This is a genomic window from Paenibacillus agricola (assembly GCF_011440305.1).
Taxonomy (GTDB): domain Bacteria; phylum Bacillota; class Bacilli; order Paenibacillales; family NBRC-103111; genus Paenibacillus_S; species Paenibacillus_S agricola.
Genome location: NZ_JAAOIW010000001.1, coordinates 14,309 through 31,595, shown reverse-complemented (window position 1 = coordinate 31,595; position 17,287 = coordinate 14,309). Strand labels below are relative to the sequence as shown.

The window sequence follows — 17,287 nt, the reverse complement described above, 5'->3', positions numbered from 1 at the left end:
ACAGCAATACCCCCAAACAACCTAAAACAATACTTTAGTAGCTATACGCTAAAACCGTATTGCTGATATGATTCTTGTAAATTGAGCATGTGGCACAGACGGTTATGCCATCTGGGGCCTCAATGGACAGATTGGTTCGGGGGTCTGACCATCACGCTGGAAGATAACGGTGACACGTTACTAACCGGCCTGGTAGTCGATCAGGCTGGATTGCATGGATTGCTCAAAAAAGTGCGTGATTTAGGAATGCCACTGCTCTCGGTCAATTGTGTTAAACCAAAACAGACGCAATAGCTACAGAGCAAGATCTCCAATCAAATAAAGGAGGATACACAGATGAAAGCAATCGTATGCCAGAAGTACGGACCACCCGAAGTTCTTGAATTAAAAGAGGTAGCCAAACCTACTCCCAAGGACAATGAGGTTCTGGTTCAGATCCATGCGACAACCGTAACATCAGGGGATTGTAGAGTTCGAGGCTTCGAGTGTCCTGCTTTGTTCTGGATCCCGATGCGAATCATTATAGGCTTCAGAAAACCAAGAAAGCCTATATTTGGTGTGGAGTTAACCGGAGAAATTGAAGCAATAGGCAAAGCTGTAAAACGATTTAAAAAGGGTGACAAGGTTTTTGCTTTTACTGGGATGCGTTTTGGTGCTCATGCCGAGTATATATGTTTGCCAGAAGACGGATTGGTGGCCATGAAACCGGCCAATGTGACCTACGAAGAAGCCGCTGCCGTTCTTTTTGGGGGAACCTCAGCATTGTATTATCTTAGAAAAGGCAAAATCCAGAACGGACTTAAGGTTCTTGTCTATGGAGCTTCTGGAGCGATAGGGACTTCCGCGGTACAGCTTGCCAAGCACTATGGGGCAGAGGTTACCGGGGTTTGCAGTTCCACAAATTTAGAATTGGTGAAATCGCTGGGAGCCGATAAAGTCATTGATTACACGAAAGAAGATTTTAGGAGAAGAGATGAGCTATATGATATCATCTTCGATGCGGTAGGGAAAATCTCGAAATCAAGCTGCAAAAAAGCACTAGCTCCGAACGGGACATACGTATCAGTCACACAAGGGATTGTAAAGGTGCGTACGGAAGATTTAATTCTTCTCAAAGAACTCACTGAGACGGGGAAAATCAAATCGGTCATAGATAGGAGCTATCCGCTGGAACAAATTTCAGAGGCTCATCGTTATGTGGATAAAGGTCACAAAAAGGGGAATGTAGTCATCACAGTGGAACATGCTAACCATATCTAACAAAGCACTGCACTCATGGTTAGAATTATTCGGATGTAAGCATTTTACCTTGAATGAAACGAGGGGGTTTGCTATAATGCACTCACAATCGCTTTATGATAGGAGTATCATACCCATGACAAAGATCAAGCACACTTACCCCCCCAATTGCAAAACGTTCGGATTGGCACTGCAGGCATTGGTCGTAATGGCCAAGAATCCGAACCGTTGTCCAAGCGGTGATATCGCCGATTACTTGTGCTCTGAAGCAACGCTGATTCGTCGTATTATGGCTAAGCTGGCGCAAGAACATATATTGGAGGCTAGAGAGGGACGTGACGGAGGGTACCGACTCAAGCTGCCACCAGAGTCAATTACCTTTGCCGATATTTTTCTAGCACTTCAGGTAGGAGAGTCTATGTGCGAGGGTATGCTGGAGTCGACGGGAGACCATCCGTTGGGCCTTCAAATGCATGATGTTTTTTCCGATATGGTGACAGAAATGAAACAGAGTATGTTGGATATATTGAAACAGCACACGATTGCGGAATTGGCCAATGGACTAATGATTAAAAGAGATTGACACGGAGGATAACATAATTTATACTGTGGTTAATATCGCACAGTTAAATTTATGTCTTCATTTTTTTTGGCTTAAACTGTGCGTATTTTAACTCAGAATAGCGTTCATACATGATTTAAAAAGAGAATCGGAGGTAGAGAGGTATGGAAACTAATATCAAGGAAGTCCAAGATTTTTATGGAGTTATTAAAGAGAGGCGTTCCGTGCGGCATTATGACCCCACATTTAAGATTTCAGAGCAGGAGCTGAAAGATATATTGACGGAAGCGACCCTTGCACCGTCTGGCGCTAACCTTCAGCCTTGGAAGTTTATTGTATTCAATGATGAGGCTGTGAAAGAAAAACTGCTTCCGATTGCGAATAATCAGAAACAAGTGGTTGAGGCTTCGGCTGTAATTGCGGTTTTGGGCGATTTGGAAGGGTATATGCAGGCGGAGAAAATCTACGCTTCAGCCGTAGAAGCAGGTAACATGACCGAGGAAATTAAAAAGAACCTGGTAGCCAATATTATGGGTGTTTTATCAAAAATGGACTCGGATAGCCTCAGAAATGGCGTGCTTATTGATTGCGGATTGGTCTCGATGCAGCTTATGCTTGTTGCCAAGGCTCGTGGTTATGATACCGTTCCGATGGCTGGGTTCCACGCGGGCAAGCTCAAAGAAGCGTTCAGTATTTCGGATCGCTACGTTCCTGTCATGCTGATCGCCATAGGAAAGGCAGTGCAGGCAGGACATCCAACTGGACGTTTGCCGATTGAAGATATTACGTTCTGGAACGGAATCGCCTAACGCTAACTCCTCCTGTCAAAATATAGAACCAACTCACCAGCCAAATTTCAAAGCATTATTGCGGCCGCCAAGCTGGTGGATGAAGCTATGCTAGCTCTTGAATAGGGGAGCGTCATCGCATGTCGGAGATAAGCACCATATTTTATAAACTGTCGCGTAAATCGCGGCTTTTTTGTTTTGTATGCCTACCATTCAAACCGATTTGAATGACCAGAGAGTGTCCTACGAATAGGTAGGGAGGCTTCTGGCAACTGAAACCAGCCGCAACAATGGTTATGAAACTCCCAAGGATATCCCTATTATTGGGATTTTTGATAAGTTAATGGAGACGAGTACATACTAATAGTGATGATGACATGACAAGCACAGATGCCAAACTATGGTATGGAAGTCTATATACGGAGGGGTTTTTCGGTGTCAGAATGCTCTGAGATTAAAAAAACGGAAGTTATTATTGTCGGGGCAGGATTTGCTGGTATCACTGCAGCCTTAAAGCTGGTAGAAGAGGGAATCGAAGTTATCGTGCTGGAGGCTAGGAACCGTGTCGGAGGGCGCGTTTTCAGTATCGAGAACGAGCAGGGAATTCAGGTTGATTTGGGAGCACAATGGATCGGACCCTCCATGAAACGTATGCATAGACTTATTGAGCAAGAAGGATTGACTAAGGTTAAAACCTATCATAAAGGGAAATCCAATTTCTTTTTAGCGGATAAAGTAAGGTTTGGACATGGTGATCTGCCGCCGCTGTCCCCCTTGTATTTAGCAGATGTGTGGCAATTCATAAATAAAGTGTCCAGAAAATTTCGCCATATCGATCCTGTTGCTCCTTGGAATTTCTTAAATGCAAATCATGTTGATGCTGAAAATATGGCATCCTTTATAGAAAATAACGTTTATACTCAAATGGGAAAAGCGTATTGGCGTATTTTCCTTCAGGAAGCGCTTTGTATGGAGCCCTCTGAGGTCTCTCTCCTCGATGTCCTTTGGGGATGGCAGACAAATGGAACAATGGGAAACACTTTTGCAGCGGAGAAGGAATGGATCAAGGAGAGTGCTTATTCGCTTATCGTGAAACTTGCCAGTAAGTTAAGAGAGCGTGTATTGCTTCAGAGCCCAGTGAGATCAATTGAATATAATGATGATACCGTTTGTATAAAAACCGATAAAGATTGTTGGGTGGCGAAGCGGGTAATCGTAGCCGTTCCGCCTGAGTTGGCTGGAAGAATAACCTATATACCACCTATGCCACCCAGAAGAGAAAAGCTAACTCAAGTGTTCAAGCAGGGTGCCGTCTTTAAATGTATAATTAGCTACGACTGTCCATTTTGGCGTCAACAAGGGCACAGTGGCATTGGCTATTACGAGCATGGACCCGTAAAAGCAACTTTAGATAGCTCTCCCCCAGATCGTGACGAAGGCGTGCTAATCGCGCTTGTTAGTGGCAATGATGCGAAATACTTTAGTCGAATTACTGGGGAACAGCGTAAAAAAAGCGTTCTATCGTGCTTAGAGAAGGCATTTGGCATAAAGGCTCAAAACCCTTTATCTTATATTGATAAGGATTGGTCAGCAGATGAATGGTCCATGGGTGGGTATGGAGCGCACTTTAAATCAGGGATGCTGACTGCATATGGACCTTCATTATACGAACCCATAGGTGCCATCCATTGGGCAGGCAGTGAGACAGCTACGGAGTATCGGCTTTTCATGGAGGGCGCTATACAATCGGGTGAACGGGCAGCAACTGAAGTCTTACATGTCCTCGACTGTCCAGGATTTATTTGTTGAAATTAAAAAATGGGTATGATAAGATCCTTTTAATATGATGATTGGAGTTGAAAAGTATAATGTAATTTTTCTTGCTGATATTATAAAAAAATAAAACAACAATAAAAGCGGTATTTTCCGCATGTTTTATTATTTATATGCAAGAGAGTTACTCATTCTTTTCACTCAAACAATATATCCTTATCTAACTCAAAATTGGGTTGGATTAACTGTATCTATTTGAGCTACAAGAAAGTAACTTTCTTGTAGCTTTTATTTTTATCATACAGGAGGATTACTTCATGTCATTAATAAATGTTACAAACCTGACGTTTGCCTATGATGGCAGTTACGATAACATATTTGAAAACGTAAATTTTCAAATCGATACCGATTGGAAATTAGCATTTACGGGAAGAAACGGTAGAGGTAAGACAACATTTCTGAGCTTGTTGCTTGGTAAATATGAATACAGTGGAAATATATCTGCTAATGTCAGTTTTGAATACTTCCCTTTCCATGTCGAAAACAAGGAAAATAATACCCTTGATGTAATCAGCGACATTTTTCCAGACTATCTACACTGGAAATTAATACGTGAACTTTCATTGCTAAAGGTATCTGAAGATGTTTTATATCGGCCCTTTGCTTCATTGTCTAACGGAGAGCAAACGAAAGTGTTACTGGCTACTCTATTTATTAAGGAAAATAGTTTTCTGTTGATTGATGAACCAACCAATCATCTTGACATGAATGCAAGAAAGCTTGTCAGTGATTATCTTAATTCCAAAAGTGGATTTATTTTGGTGTCTCACGACCGATCATTTCTTGATAACTGTGTAGACCACATACTTTCAATCAATAAGACCAACATAGAAATTCAAAAAGGTAATTTTTCCGGTTGGTGGGAAAATAAAAAGAGACAAGATAACTTTGAGCTCGCAGAGAACGAAAAACTTAGAAAAGACATTAAACGCTTGTCGGATTCTGCTAAACGGACGGGCAACTGGTCACACGAAGTGGAAAAAACAAAAAACGGAACAAGAAATTCTGGTTCGAAGGTAGATAAAGGATATATTGGCCACAAGGCTGCTAAAATGATGAAACGCTCTAAAGCAATTGAGCAAAGACAGCAATCGGCTATTGATGAAAAGTCTAAACTCCTTAAAAATATCGAAAGCTCTGACAGCCTAGAGATTTCGCAACTTGCTTTTCATAAAAGCCGACTTGCTGAGCTTGAAGATGTTTCGATTTTTTACGGTGAGAAGATGGTTTGTGCAGATATAAGTTTTACTATTGAGCAAGGTGAGCGAGTTGCTCTTTTGGGTAAAAACGGCTCCGGAAAATCAAGTATCATCAAACTTATTTACGGTGAGGATATAAACTATACAGGCACCTTCAGGAAGGATAGTCAGTTGGAAATATCCTACGTATCGCAGGACACATCCCATCTTCAAGGCAATTTATCTGACTATGCTGCAAACAACGGAATTGACGAAAGCCTTTTTAAATCGATTTTAAGAAAGCTTGATTTTTCCAGAGTTCAATTTGAAAAGGATATTTCAGCTTTTAGCGGAGGGCAAAAGAAGAAAGTGCTGATTGCCAAAAGTCTTAGCGAGAACGTTCATTTGCACATTTGGGATGAACCGCTTAATTTTATTGATATTATTTCTCGTATGCAAATTGAAGAGTTACTGCTTGAATATTCACCAACCATTCTATTTGTAGAGCATGATAGGGAATTTTGCAAAAATATTGCTACAAAAATTATTGAACTCTAATAGATCAGTTGGACATGATCTTTCAAACGTTTGAACAAGTAGTCGAATTCCGGACATCAGCTGGACGGGTTCGCTGCGGTTCTCTCCCAGCAGGCCGGGGTTCCTTGATAGATAAGGAGTCCCAGTCTAATACTTTATTATCACTTAACTACACGGCATCAATCGCAAGCTGCTTCAGCAATTGCACGCCCGCATCCGTGAAGGTAGCGGATTCATGCTCTACGAAGCCTAAATAGCGAAGGCTCAATAAAGCTTGCTTATACTCATTTTTGAAGAAATCTTCACCAGCCTTCTTAAGCGCTTGATCGTTCAATGTCGCTAATCGCTCTGGGCCGATTTGCTGAATAAGCGCATGTAGAGTGGATTTACGGAAGTGATAGAGGAAATCTAAGGTTTTATTTTAGATGGGTTACTTGAGCTAGTGTAGAGAATTACATTGTTTCCTCTGTTATTAAAACATAGATAGCCAGATTAAAGTTTTTTGATTTGAATAAAGTTCGGTATGCCAAGGCTTTTAGAACAAAAATGACTCTCCAGTGTGGAGAGTCATTTTTCATAAAAAAACGTCCATTTGAATGCAAGTAATAACCATTGTGTTTAATCTTTTGCTTTATGAAGTTGTATCTGTATAGCTTCTAAACAATACGGATACAACTTTTTTTTGTTAAAGATAAAAAAAGTATTTACAAAAAATGAACTGCAGCTTATAGTTACTTTTATAAGTTTCCCTCGGGAAACAAAATGGCGTTAGACTAAATAATTTGGTACTGGCATAAACTTATTCAACTGTGAATAAGTTGCCTAACTTGGGATGGAGGGTCCATTATGAAGGATAGTAAAAATTGGTCCAGAAGGGCGATTGTAAAAGCAGGAGTGGCTGGAGCTGCTGCTTTTATTGGATCTACGTGGCTATCTCCGAACTTCTGGGCTGCGAAATCGGCATTGGCAACGGGCACCCATGAGAATCATTTATTGCCCAATTCACCGAATTCGCAACTGCATAAGGGAATGAAGCACGGGTACGATCCTGGGACAGAAGTAACAGATGGACTTAAAGCTGCAAGAAATGCCCTTACTTCTTTTGACTATGGCAAGGTGAGCACATCTGCTGATGGAAAAACGATTCGCGATTATGAAATGATTGCAGTTGAGCAAGAAGTGGAAATTGCTAAGGGCATCAAGTTTCCGGGTTGGACCTATAATGGAACGATCCCAGGCCCAACGCTAAGGTGCACAGAAGGTGATATCATACGGGTGAAATTTTACAACAATTCGACGCACCCACATTCCATACATTTCCATGGAATCCACCCAACGGGGATGGATGGTTTGGAGTCCGTAATGCCTGGTGAGACCTTTGTATATGAGTTCGCAGCAAAACCAGCAGGCATGCAAGTCTATCATTGCCATGTCGCACCCCTGCGCAGGCATATCCATAAAGGGTTATACGGTAATTTGATTATCGATCCAAAGAAACCACGAATTGCTGCTAAAGAGTTTAATATGGTTATGAATGGCTATGATCTCGATTTGGATGGCGAGAACGAGGTATACACAGTGAATGGGTATGCATTTGCCTACCAACAGGAGCCAATCCGGGTAAAGGCAGGGGAATTAGTCCGTATTTATTTAAGCAATCTTACAGAGTTTGATTTAATTAATTCTTTTCATTTACATGCGAACTATTTTAATTATTATGCTACAGGCGCAGATCCGGAAGCTCGGCCACAATTTACAGACACGATCATGCAGTGCCAAGGGGAACGTGGTATTTTAGAAATTACTTTTCCTGAGCCAGGCCGTTATATGTTTCATGCGCATCAAAGTGAATTTGCTGAGCTGGGCTGGATGGGCTTTTTCTTAGCTGAATAGTGGAAGGAGGACAACGTATGAATCCTATTGAAACTCATACCCAAGGTTCTCGAATGGGTGGTGGATGGAGTTTTAAAACAATAGTATTGGGGCTATTGCCGCTTATCCTATTGGCAGCAATTGTTGGTTTTATTGCTAAAGTAGGAACGGGAATAGAAGGAGAAGCAGCAGCGCCGATCGAACAATTGAATGTGGAACGGATTAAAATGAATACAGACGGATTCGTAGTTACGGTACTTAACTCCGGTCCGGAAGCCCTTACCATTGCACAGACTATCGTTGATGACTCTTTTTGGAACGCTTCCTATGAACCAGGACCTACCTTGGATCGTTTTAGCAGGGGCACGATAACCATACCCTATCCTTGGGTTTATGGAGACCCTCATCAAATCAAGTTTATTACTACCAAAGGGTTGATTTTTATTGGAGAAGTTGCTGTTGCTGCACCCACTCCTGAGCCGGACTCGGAACGTTTTTCCCAGTATGCTTTAATTGGTTTTTACGTGGGCATCATCCCAGTTGGATTGGGGCTTCTATGGTATCCTTTCATGAGGAGGTTTTCAGTTAGAGGGACGCAAGCGGTATTAGCTTTTACGGTTGGATTATTAGTTTTTCTTGTTGTAGATACATTCGAAGAAGGGTTTGAACTTGCTGCAAAAAGTCCTGGTATATTTCAGGGAAGTGGTCTTGTCTGGTTCGGAGCACTGCTGAGTTTGCTGTTCCTCCTGGCTGTAGACCAAATGAATGAAAGACGAATGGATCGTGGACTACGGGAAGGACGCAGCGTTTCATATAAGCTGGCAACCGGCATTGGATTGCATAATTTTGGCGAAGGCTTAGCGATTGGGGCGGCTTTTGCGGCAGGAGAGGCTGCGCTGGGGACATTTTTAATCATCGGCTTTACACTTCATAATATCACTGAAGGGGTTGGGATTGCTGCTCCATTGCTCAAGGATAAGCCGACCTTGAAAACATTTGTGTTTCTTGCCCTGATCGCAGGCGGACCGGCGATTCTTGGAACATGGACAGGAGGATTTTTGTTTAATGACACGCTGGCTGCTTTATTCTTTGGAATTGGCGCAGGTGCTATTTTACAAGTCATTTTGGTTATCTCCAGGATGATTTGGAAAGAGTCTATTGAACATCGCATGGCATCTGTCTCGTGGTCTAATTTCATGGGTTTAACCTTAGGAATAGCCCTTATGTATGTTACAGCAATGCTCGTTAAATTCTAATGTGAATAGAGGAGGATGGGAAAATGATTGGGAATTTAGGGGTTGGAGGCGTTTTGCTTATAGTTACTACGGCATTGGTTATGTTTGGTCCATCTAAGCTTCCCCAGCTTGGCAGGGCTGTCGGCACTACAATTAGAGAATTCCGCCAAGGAACTCAGGATCTTTTAGAAGATAAAGCTTCATCTGGCGACGATAAAAAATAATTGGCTAAAATGGCAATTATACTTGAACAATGACTGGAATTAATATTCCGGTCTTTTTCCTGTTTCATGATATTGTCATTATTAAACTATGCATCATAGTGTTTTATGTCGCAATTTGTGGTATTTTATAATTGAGGTAAGAAAGAAGAAAATAGTGTGGAATTGAGGTGTAGGGGAGGTTTATAAATTAGTCATACATTAGCAATTGAGTTGAAATTATATGCAGTTGTCTGATAGCGCCCATATTTGGGTTCAACTGGATATTTATTTAGGGTGGTTACAAGAAAATGCAAAGGGGGAGTAGCGGTGTATATAGAGGTTATTGCTAAAATTATAGGAGCCGCTGCTCCGGGTATAAGTCTCCTTGCTTACTTTTATTTAAAAGGCCAACACCAAACGGAACCGCTTTCCCGTCTGATTAAAATATTTATTGCAGGAGGGCTGGTCGTCTTTCCATTGTTGGTCATTCAAAGGGTGTTAGCTCCTCTTGGGGACGGGTTTTGGTTGGAATCGGTTCTATACTCTGGATTACTCGAAGAATTTGTGAAATGGTCCTTAATGTATGGGCTCATCTGTCATCATGTTGAATTCAAACAGCTCTTTGACGGAATCGTATACGCAGTCGCGGTTTCTGCTGGATTTGCGACAGTCGAAAACCTTTTTTACGTATTCCTGATGAATGGAAATACGGTTTCTATCATTTGGACAAGGGCGTTGCTTCCTGTTTCAGCCCATGTTTTATTCGGGGTTACGATGGGATACTATTTGGCTAAGTTAAAAACAAATCCTAGACCCCATTTTCTTCTCCTGTCTTTGTTCTTGCCGGCTTTATTTCATGGGGCTTATAACAGTATAAATAGTATGTTAACTCCTGCAGGTGATATTTGGTTAATTGCTTTTATGGTTTTTCTTTGGTGGTTCAATATTAGAAAAATGAAAGTCCGTATCCGTACCATGATTTGAGCGGGCGGCTAGTATTAGCGTGCTAAGGAATTTATACCGTTGCCATCAATTCCCTCGAGGATAAAGCATCTGTTTCGAAAGGGACTGATATTTCAACGCGAATAAACAAACTGCTACAGGGACAATAACTCTTTGCACTTAATGTTCGCAGGAAGAAAAGCTTTCTGTATTAAACTACAAAACGTTTGTGAAAAGGTGTGAGGAATAGTGGATATGGGAACTATGAATAATTTCGACCATGCTTCGTTTTCAGATCTTTGGAGCCCAGGGGTATTTGTTATAGCTATACTTATAGCCGTTTTATATTTTTATAAGTTAAGGAAGTACGAAAGCCAAGTAAATAATACTGGAAGTATCCCCATGCGGCAAAAAACCTGTTTCATCGCAGGCCTGGGCGTATTTTATTTGGCACAAGGGAGCCCATTGAATTTCCTTTCCCACCATTATTTATTTAGTGCGCATATGATGCAACAATCACTTATCCTATTTGTTATGCCGCCGCTTATCTTGTTTGGCCTACCTGCAGGGCTTATTAAAGGAATGTTGGATGTGCCTTGGATGAAGAAAATACTGCCCATCGCACTCCATCCTATCCTTGCAGTTGTTGTGTTCAATTCACTCCTTTCCTTTTATCATTTCCCTTTCATTTATGACTGGCTGATGTCAGACCGAGCCATGGTTTTTGGTACCTTGTACCATTTCATTCTAATACTCTCTGCTTTTCAAATGTGGTGGGTTATCATATGCCCATTACCAGAACTGGACCGTTTATCTGAATTGTTGAAATCGACTTATATTGTCATTAACGGCCTGTTATTGTATCCTGCATGTGCGTTAATCATATTTGCTAACGACCTGATATACAAAACCTATGCCCATGCCCCCCAGATAACTGAGTTACTAAATTCGATGGAGGACCAGCAATTGGGCGGTGTCATTATGAAAATTATGCAGGAGGGTGTATTTGCTGTTTTACTAGCCATTCTATTCAAACGCTGGTACCGCCGTGAAAACGTTGAGGAGGCTATTTAATGATAGGAACCTGCTTATTGCTGCAAAGGAAGCCCTGAACTCGTTGGAAAATAAAGAGGAGGCATTAGTGGGAATTTCCGAAGAACAGGAGCGTAAGTTGATGGAACTAGCCGGCAAGGAAGCCGCTTTATTAAGAAAAAAGAGTGCTGCCACCCCTGCTAAGGCGATTACGTCCAGTTATGGCACACGGGTGGACCCGATTACCCGTAAGCCGGGAGCGTTTCACTCTGGGTTAGATATCGGAGCTCCGTCAGGAACCTCCATTTTGGCGGTCATTGTGGCCCAGTTTTGGAGTGGGCATGGAAACACGGATATGGTTGACCATGGCAACGGGCTTTGGACCTTGTATCCGCATATCCGGATGGATGGCTTCAAAGTTGAAAAAGGAGACCTTGTTAAAAAGGGGCAGCTATTAGCTGAAGTCGGGTTTACCGGCCGCTCTACAGGCTCCCATCTACATTTCGAAGTCAGGTTAAATGAGCGTGCGGTAAATCCTTCATCCTATCTCAATTAAACAGTTCCGCATTTCCAACGGGTTACGGCTATGGTTCTAACAGTTGTTCTTTGCAGCTTTCCTTATATGATTCAAAAGCCTGTTTGGAAAGGGATGGATACAATGGTCGTGGTTTATATCAGCGAAGCCTTCTTATACCTATGTTTTTCATTATTGCTTGGGGGCCTGCTGTCCTATGTGATTCCACGTACCTACCAACCAGGTATCGAGTTTCCACAAAAGCACATGGTTTTATGCATACTGGGAATCGCCTTATTTTCTTTTATGCCAGTGATTCGAATTGTCATGGTTTTTGCCCCAGATATTGGATTTTGGCTCACTTTTAAAAGTGTGATGACTACGTTTGAAGAGGGAAAAGCTTATGTATTAACACTCGTCCTTTCTGTATTGATTTTGCTGGTTATCCTTAATAATGACATCAGAACCCATGTCCATTTAGCTGTTACAAGCCTATTCATCGTCCTTGGCATGATTGTTGCATTGGGATTCTCAAGCCACGTATATTCCTTGGCAGCAGGAGTTGTAGGTGGGGTGGTCCATAGCGTCCATTTTCTAGCCGTATCTGTGTGGACGGGTTTATTATTTATGGGCGGTTGGTACGCTAAAGACCGTACACGTTGGCTTCCTTTCCTGAAATGGTTTACCCCCTTATCAGTTGCTTGCATGGCCACTATTGGTGTGTCAGGGCTGATTATTATGCAATATACAGTCCCCCAGTATATCAATTCATGGATTTTGACATACGGACAAGCATTATTGCTCAAACACATTCTCATCATTCCGTTGGTCACATTTGCTTTTATTAATGGATTTGTGGTGAGAAGGAGGATCACCCAATCCCCTGGTTACAATGGGTTAGCTTGGATACAAGCAGAAAGTGCCATAGTATTCTGTATATTTGCAGTTACCGGGTTTATGGGCCAACAATCTCCGCCCCACGATGTATCATTGACGCTGCTAGAGAATAAGCCATCCGTATTATTTAATGCCTTGTACCAAGGTGGCAGCCCGTTTCAACTTCCACTAAGCATCGCTGTGAATATGCCCAGCTTGTTGTTAGGCGTACTTGCCCTTGCACTACTATGTATGGTCGTATTCACCTTTATTAACAAACAAAAAATGTCTGCCGCCCTTGTGTATAGTGGTTCTTTTATACTAGCGGCTTATCTTTCCTTGATGCTTGCAGTTAAATAAGGGTGTTTTCTGGTATACTGTAAGCAGAAGTATTCTTGTATGGGATAAAGATTACGACGTTATGGTGAAATTATTTCAAGACCAGTGCGATGTAACCTGTGAAGGAACCTCAGATAGTGAGGAAATGAAGCAAATGGCTCTCGGATATTTTTAAGCTCTGGGTGACCAAACCCGTGTGAAATTATTGCAAAAGGAGCTTTGTGTACACGACCTGACTGTGGCTGTCCAGATGGGCAATCGGTCATTTCCCACCAGCTCCGTTACTTGCGGAATTTGCGGATCGTAAAACGACGCAAGGCAGGCAAAACGGTTTTCTATTCTTTGGATGATGGACATATCGAACAAATTTTTGTGCAAATGCTGTAGCATGTGAAGCATGATTGAATCCTATGAATACGGAGAGAGTGTTAAACAAATGAAGATTAATAAATATATGTTCCAAGAAGAAGGGCTGCACCGTTTTTTGGGCTCTTTGGAAGCCAAGATCATGGAAGTATTTTGGGTTTCTGAAGAACTAAGCATTAAACAAATGCACCATAAGTTAAATGAAGAAAGTCCGTGTTCGATTAATAGCATCATGACGGTCATGAACCGGCTTTATGACAAGGGGCTGCTGCACAGGCATACGGAGGGCAAAGGCCGGACGAAGCTTACCCATTTCAAGGCAGCGTCGACGAAAGAACAGTTTTTGGCCGAACAGACGAAAAACGTGACCCGTGGTTTGATAGGAGATTTTGGCGAATTGATGGTGACCCATATCGTGGATGCCATTGATGAAGCAGACCCGAAACTTATCCAAACGCTGGAGATTAAGCTCCAAGAATTAAAAAAGAGGAACCATTAAATGGGGAGATTGTTAAAGCCCAGCTTTGCCATTTGGTTTATCTATGTTGTCGCCGCTTGGATTGTATTGCAGATGTGCCTGGCATTGTCCCACCAATTGGGCGATGTTGATTTACAATCCGATATGCTGTTGCTTATAAAAATCGTGTTGTTAGATTTATTGACAGGGCATTCATTCTTTGAAACGCTTTTTGTTTTATTAATAGCCCTTACTTGTTTTCGGATGTTTGCCTATTTAGGCAGGCAAATCTTTGTCTCCCAAAATTGGAACCGTTATGTACAGAACCGGATCCACCCCCAATTGACCAAAAGATGGACTAGAAAATATAAAATGTGGCACATAAGTATTGATGTGATCCGTGAACGGCAACCGGTAGCTTTAGCGTCCGGCTTGCTTTACCCCAGGATTGTGGTCTCCACAGGTCTATTGGAGATACTCTCCGCGGAGGAGGTACATGCAGTTTTGCTCCATGAACGTTACCATTGCTTACAGCGCGACCCTTTAAAAAAGTGGCTGGTTAGAATGATTATCAAAGGCATGCCTTATGTATCGGCCTTGAAAGGGTTGGGCCAATACTACGAGATTTGGATGGAGTTGCTGGCTGACCGTTATGCCATCACACAGACAAACTCAACCTTCCCAATCGGCACGGCATTATTAAAACTTGTCCAAACCCCTAAATTCGATACCTCTTACCAGGGGGTGGGCTTTTCCGAATCTGCGATCAACTATCGATTGTCCCAGCTCATAAATCCAGATGAACCGGTCCATGTACCCGCTGTTTCTGTGTTATCGGCATGTTCTTCATGTGTGGTTCTTATCATTATCTCGTTAGTCATTTTATTTCAGTGTATATAAAAAGGCAAATAAAGTAGGAGAGATATTCTCCTGCTTTTTTGTGCATACGCCCAGCGCCCAGTATGGGCGCGATCTTAAGGTGATAGTCTCGAAGCGGGCTGGAGAGCGTCCGATTGAAGCAATAATTAGCATCCCGGTGCTCAAAACTTGAGGCGATTGTGATAACCGTAGGTATGATTCCCAGAATATGTATAAAGAAATTGACATTAAGGTAAGGCCATTAATAAATGCAGCTAAAACCTCAAAACCGCCAATCGCTTCGACAATCATATAAATTGAGATGATAATAAAGGAAAGCTTTAATGCCTGTTTATTGGCGCTCTTTCCATGGTTATGCGAATGAGCGGAACCATGTGGTTGAAATATATGAATAAATATTGAATTATTCATTTGTTTATTGACATTTGATCACATGTTTAATAAAGTTGGGTAATAAATAGACTACGAAGGATAGTTTAAAAATTTTAAAATTGTTGAGTTTCATACTAAAGTTGTAGGTCGGATTTTTCTACAAATAGTAAAGAGAGGAATGTTATTTGTGCATTTTCATTTTAGCTCCCTACTGGACTATAAAACTGTGAGGAAGAGCGCAACCTTACTCGTTCTCATTCTGGTTGCCATGCTCGCAATGGATTATTTCATCCGGTTTAATGACAATTTAAGAATTTATTTTTACGCCGCACCGTTCTTCACGCACGCAATTGTTTCCGCTTTTCTAAAGAAAAAAGAGTCATGGCTGGTTGGCGCCATAGTGGGGACATTACTAACCCTTGTTTTAGTAGTCCTTGCGTTTTTTCTATTCATCAATTAAATCTCATTCATAGGATGGCCATATTAAACTATGGTGAGTAGTTTATTCATGTGAAAAAATGTGTTACTTTTAGAAGAGGCGCATGGGCATTATACACTAACAGGTGGGATCGGAGGCAGATGTGAATTTTTCTCTAGGGTATTTGGCAACTGGAAGATTCCGATGGGTGGTTTATGCAACGATTTTTTCCCTGGTTATCACCATCATCTTTTGGGGACAAGGATACGTTAAAGATCATATGGTGGAGCGATATCTCGTTTACAAAAACGGTGAAAAATTGGGAGCTGTCAGCAACCCGGAAGTGATCAATATCTGGTTGGAGCAAAAACAAAAGGAACTAAGCACGAAGAACCCACAAGTCATTTTGGTGGCTGATGCTGGTGGGCTCACCTATTCGTATGAAAAGGCGTTTCGAGCGAAAATTGACAATTCGAGTGTGATCCATAGGTTGGAAAACGGACTGCTCCTAAAAGCAACTGGGGTAGAAATCCAGATTGATGGAAAACCGGTGGGTACTGTCAAGGATACGGATACAGCACAAGGGATACTGGACCAAATTAAAAGTAAATATACCCCTGAAAGAAAAGTACTGGCTTTGTCCTTGAACGAATCACAAAAGGCTGGGAAGCCCATGGTTGAAACCAATGACTTTTTGCAAAAAGTGTCCATGGTAAAGGTGAACACGAATCCGGAAAACATCACTACGCCTGAGAAAGTGGCAAGCATGCTGGAGTCTGGCAATGCCCAGCCTGTAACCTACACAGTACAAGCTGGCGATTGTGTGTCATGCATTGCCAAAAAATTCAATATATCCAGTGATGTGATCTACCAAAACAATTCATGGATCGAGAATGATTTTATCAAAATTGGCGAGCAATTGGATTTAACCGTTCTCCAGCCTATGCTATCTGTGAAAACCGTGGAGACAAGGACGGATGCGTTGGAAATACCGCTTGGGGTCATTTATGAGAAAGATGATGCTATGAGAGCGGGCACTTCAGAAATCGTGGCGGAAGGTAAAAATGGGCTGAAAAAAGTGGTGTACCGAGTTACTAAGATTAACGGCCGGCTAGTTGAAGAGGTTCCTATTGATGAAACTTTAGTGGAAGCCCCTATAGACAAGATCGTGAAGCAAGGAACCAAAGTGGTTAAAGGGAATGGGACGGGTTCATTTGCTTGGCCTATTTATGGGGCAAAGCTGACAAGTGAATTCGGTAAACGCTGGGGTAAATTGCATGCAGGGACTGACACGGTGTCGAGTAACCGGACGATTATGTCAGCGGACCATGGCAAGGTCATTTTTGCTGGGGAGAAGTCGGGTTATGGCAATTGTATTATGATTGACCACCAAAACGGGTATACAACCTTGTATGCACACTTAAGCAAAATTGAAGTCACAGATGGGCAATTGATCGAAAAAGGAGAGAAAATAGGTGTTATGGGCAGTACGGGTGATTCAACCGGTGTCCACCTTCACTTTGAAATCCAAAAAGATGGCCAACAGGAAAATCCTTTAAAATATTTAAGCAAATGACCGATTGGATGACATCCAACTTATAACCGGTTATTGGGGCCATGGAAAAAAGGGACAGAGGAGTTTATG

General features: G+C 42.0%; 18 protein-coding genes and 1 pseudogene. 17 read left to right on the top strand and 2 right to left on the bottom strand.

What is annotated here, in order from left to right; translation table 11 throughout:
* Positions 1-87 precede the first annotated feature (87 nt).
* From G9U52_RS42170 to G9U52_RS00155, 6 genes are all read left to right on the top strand, one after another.
* A complete protein-coding gene (locus G9U52_RS42170; protein ID WP_512699200.1) occupies positions 88-294 on the top strand; it encodes a DUF8691 family protein in 207 nt (68 codons plus the stop codon).
* A 42-nt stretch (positions 295-336) separates the two neighbouring features.
* Positions 337-1,260, top strand: a complete 924-nt coding sequence (locus G9U52_RS00175; protein ID WP_166144404.1) for an NAD(P)-dependent alcohol dehydrogenase — start codon at positions 337-339, stop codon at positions 1,258-1,260.
* Positions 1,261-1,375: 115 nt separating this feature from the next.
* Entirely contained in the window at positions 1,376-1,822 is a 447-nt protein-coding gene (locus tag G9U52_RS00170) for an RrF2 family transcriptional regulator (protein ID WP_166144401.1), read from the top strand.
* Positions 1,823-1,965: 143 nt separating this feature from the next.
* On the top strand, positions 1,966-2,610 hold the full coding sequence (locus G9U52_RS00165) for a nitroreductase family protein (protein ID WP_166144398.1): 645 nt from the start codon (positions 1,966-1,968) through the stop codon (positions 2,608-2,610).
* Between the two features lie 414 nt (positions 2,611-3,024).
* Positions 3,025-4,398 (top strand): flavin monoamine oxidase family protein, encoded by a 1,374-nt coding sequence (locus tag G9U52_RS00160; protein ID WP_166144395.1) that lies wholly within the window; start codon positions 3,025-3,027, stop codon positions 4,396-4,398.
* Between the two features lie 281 nt (positions 4,399-4,679).
* Positions 4,680-6,158 carry an Lsa family ABC-F type ribosomal protection protein gene (locus G9U52_RS00155; protein WP_166144392.1) on the top strand — a complete coding sequence of 493 codons (1,479 nt, stop codon included), beginning with the start codon at positions 4,680-4,682 and terminating at the stop codon, positions 6,156-6,158.
* Positions 6,159-6,306: 148 nt separating this feature from the next.
* Here the strand turns inward: G9U52_RS00155 and G9U52_RS00150 are convergent, their stop codons facing one another.
* The gene (locus G9U52_RS00150) at positions 6,307-6,471 is read right to left on the bottom strand and encodes a hypothetical protein (protein ID WP_166144389.1); all 165 of its coding nucleotides are present in this window, start codon (positions 6,469-6,471) and stop codon (positions 6,307-6,309) included.
* A 512-nt stretch (positions 6,472-6,983) separates the two neighbouring features.
* On the opposite strand from G9U52_RS00150, the gene G9U52_RS00145 reads away from it, so the two are divergent.
* The 10 genes and pseudogenes from G9U52_RS00145 to G9U52_RS00100 all read left to right on the top strand — a co-directional run bounded on the left by G9U52_RS00145 (position 6,984) and on the right by G9U52_RS00100 (position 14,873).
* On the top strand, positions 6,984-8,030 hold the full coding sequence (locus tag G9U52_RS00145; RefSeq protein WP_166144386.1) for a multicopper oxidase domain-containing protein: 1,047 nt from the start codon (positions 6,984-6,986) through the stop codon (positions 8,028-8,030).
* A gap of 17 nt (positions 8,031-8,047) precedes the next feature.
* Positions 8,048-9,265: a ZIP family metal transporter gene (locus G9U52_RS00140; protein ID WP_243767068.1), complete on the top strand. Its 1,218-nt coding sequence runs from the start codon at positions 8,048-8,050 to the stop codon at positions 9,263-9,265.
* 23 nt (positions 9,266-9,288) lie between these two features.
* Positions 9,289-9,468, top strand: coding sequence for a twin-arginine translocase TatA/TatE family subunit (locus tag G9U52_RS00135; RefSeq protein ID WP_166144383.1), 180 nt, complete (start codon positions 9,289-9,291; stop codon positions 9,466-9,468).
* A 306-nt stretch (positions 9,469-9,774) separates the two neighbouring features.
* Complete coding sequence (locus tag G9U52_RS00130) at positions 9,775-10,431, top strand: PrsW family glutamic-type intramembrane protease (RefSeq protein WP_166144380.1); 657 nt, start codon at positions 9,775-9,777, stop codon at positions 10,429-10,431.
* A gap of 213 nt (positions 10,432-10,644) precedes the next feature.
* On the top strand, positions 10,645-11,463 hold the full coding sequence (locus G9U52_RS00125; RefSeq protein ID WP_166144377.1) for a cytochrome c oxidase assembly protein: 819 nt from the start codon (positions 10,645-10,647) through the stop codon (positions 11,461-11,463).
* Positions 11,464-11,530: 67 nt separating this feature from the next.
* Positions 11,531-11,977: a M23 family metallopeptidase gene (locus G9U52_RS00120; protein WP_311764786.1), complete on the top strand. Its 447-nt coding sequence runs from the start codon at positions 11,531-11,533 to the stop codon at positions 11,975-11,977.
* Positions 11,978-12,007: 30 nt separating this feature from the next.
* Complete coding sequence (locus tag G9U52_RS00115) at positions 12,008-13,171, top strand: CopD family protein (RefSeq protein WP_207952729.1); 1,164 nt, start codon at positions 12,008-12,010, stop codon at positions 13,169-13,171.
* A gap of 61 nt (positions 13,172-13,232) precedes the next feature.
* Positions 13,233-13,537 (top strand): annotated as a pseudogene (locus G9U52_RS00110) (ArsR/SmtB family transcription factor).
* Positions 13,538-13,586: 49 nt separating this feature from the next.
* Positions 13,587-14,015, top strand: a complete 429-nt coding sequence (locus G9U52_RS00105; RefSeq protein WP_166144371.1) for a BlaI/MecI/CopY family transcriptional regulator — start codon at positions 13,587-13,589, stop codon at positions 14,013-14,015.
* Positions 14,016-14,873, top strand: coding sequence for a M56 family metallopeptidase (locus G9U52_RS00100; protein ID WP_166144368.1), 858 nt, complete (start codon positions 14,016-14,018; stop codon positions 14,871-14,873).
* On the opposite strand, the gene G9U52_RS00095 is transcribed toward G9U52_RS00100, so the two are convergent.
* Positions 14,856-15,263 carry a cation diffusion facilitator family transporter gene (locus G9U52_RS00095; RefSeq protein ID WP_166144365.1) on the bottom strand — a complete coding sequence of 136 codons (408 nt, stop codon included), beginning with the start codon at positions 15,261-15,263 and terminating at the stop codon, positions 14,856-14,858. The genes G9U52_RS00100 and G9U52_RS00095 overlap by 18 nt on opposite strands.
* 542 nt (positions 15,264-15,805) lie before the next feature.
* Between G9U52_RS00095 and G9U52_RS41255 the strand changes: the two genes are divergently transcribed.
* Entirely contained in the window at positions 15,806-17,218 is a 1,413-nt protein-coding gene (locus tag G9U52_RS41255) for a peptidoglycan DD-metalloendopeptidase family protein (RefSeq protein ID WP_166144362.1), read from the top strand.
* Positions 17,219-17,287 lie beyond the last annotated feature (69 nt).

Excerpts from the sequence above, each read along its gene's own strand:
- G9U52_RS00125 (WP_166144377.1), top strand. The coding sequence starts at position 10,645 with ATGGGAACTATGAATAATTTCGACCATGCTTCGTTTTCAGATCTTTGG.
- G9U52_RS00155 (WP_166144392.1), top strand. The coding sequence starts at position 4,680 with ATGTCATTAATAAATGTTACAAACCTGACGTTTGCCTATGATGGCAGT.
- G9U52_RS00100 (WP_166144368.1), top strand. The coding sequence starts at position 14,016 with ATGGGGAGATTGTTAAAGCCCAGCTTTGCCATTTGGTTTATCTATGTT.
- G9U52_RS00095 (WP_166144365.1), bottom strand. The coding sequence starts at position 15,263 with ATGAATAATTCAATATTTATTCATATATTTCAACCACATGGTTCCGCT.
- G9U52_RS00170 (WP_166144401.1), top strand. The coding sequence starts at position 1,376 with ATGACAAAGATCAAGCACACTTACCCCCCCAATTGCAAAACGTTCGGA.
- G9U52_RS00105 (WP_166144371.1), top strand. The coding sequence starts at position 13,587 with ATGAAGATTAATAAATATATGTTCCAAGAAGAAGGGCTGCACCGTTTT.
- G9U52_RS42170 (WP_512699200.1), top strand. The coding sequence starts at position 88 with ATGTGGCACAGACGGTTATGCCATCTGGGGCCTCAATGGACAGATTGG.
- G9U52_RS00175 (WP_166144404.1), top strand. The coding sequence starts at position 337 with ATGAAAGCAATCGTATGCCAGAAGTACGGACCACCCGAAGTTCTTGAA.
- G9U52_RS00115 (WP_207952729.1), top strand. The coding sequence starts at position 12,008 with ATGGTTCTAACAGTTGTTCTTTGCAGCTTTCCTTATATGATTCAAAAG.
- G9U52_RS00140 (WP_243767068.1), top strand. The coding sequence starts at position 8,048 with ATGAATCCTATTGAAACTCATACCCAAGGTTCTCGAATGGGTGGTGGA.
- G9U52_RS00165 (WP_166144398.1), top strand. The coding sequence starts at position 1,966 with ATGGAAACTAATATCAAGGAAGTCCAAGATTTTTATGGAGTTATTAAA.
- G9U52_RS00135 (WP_166144383.1), top strand. The coding sequence starts at position 9,289 with ATGATTGGGAATTTAGGGGTTGGAGGCGTTTTGCTTATAGTTACTACG.
- G9U52_RS00145 (WP_166144386.1), top strand. The coding sequence starts at position 6,984 with ATGAAGGATAGTAAAAATTGGTCCAGAAGGGCGATTGTAAAAGCAGGA.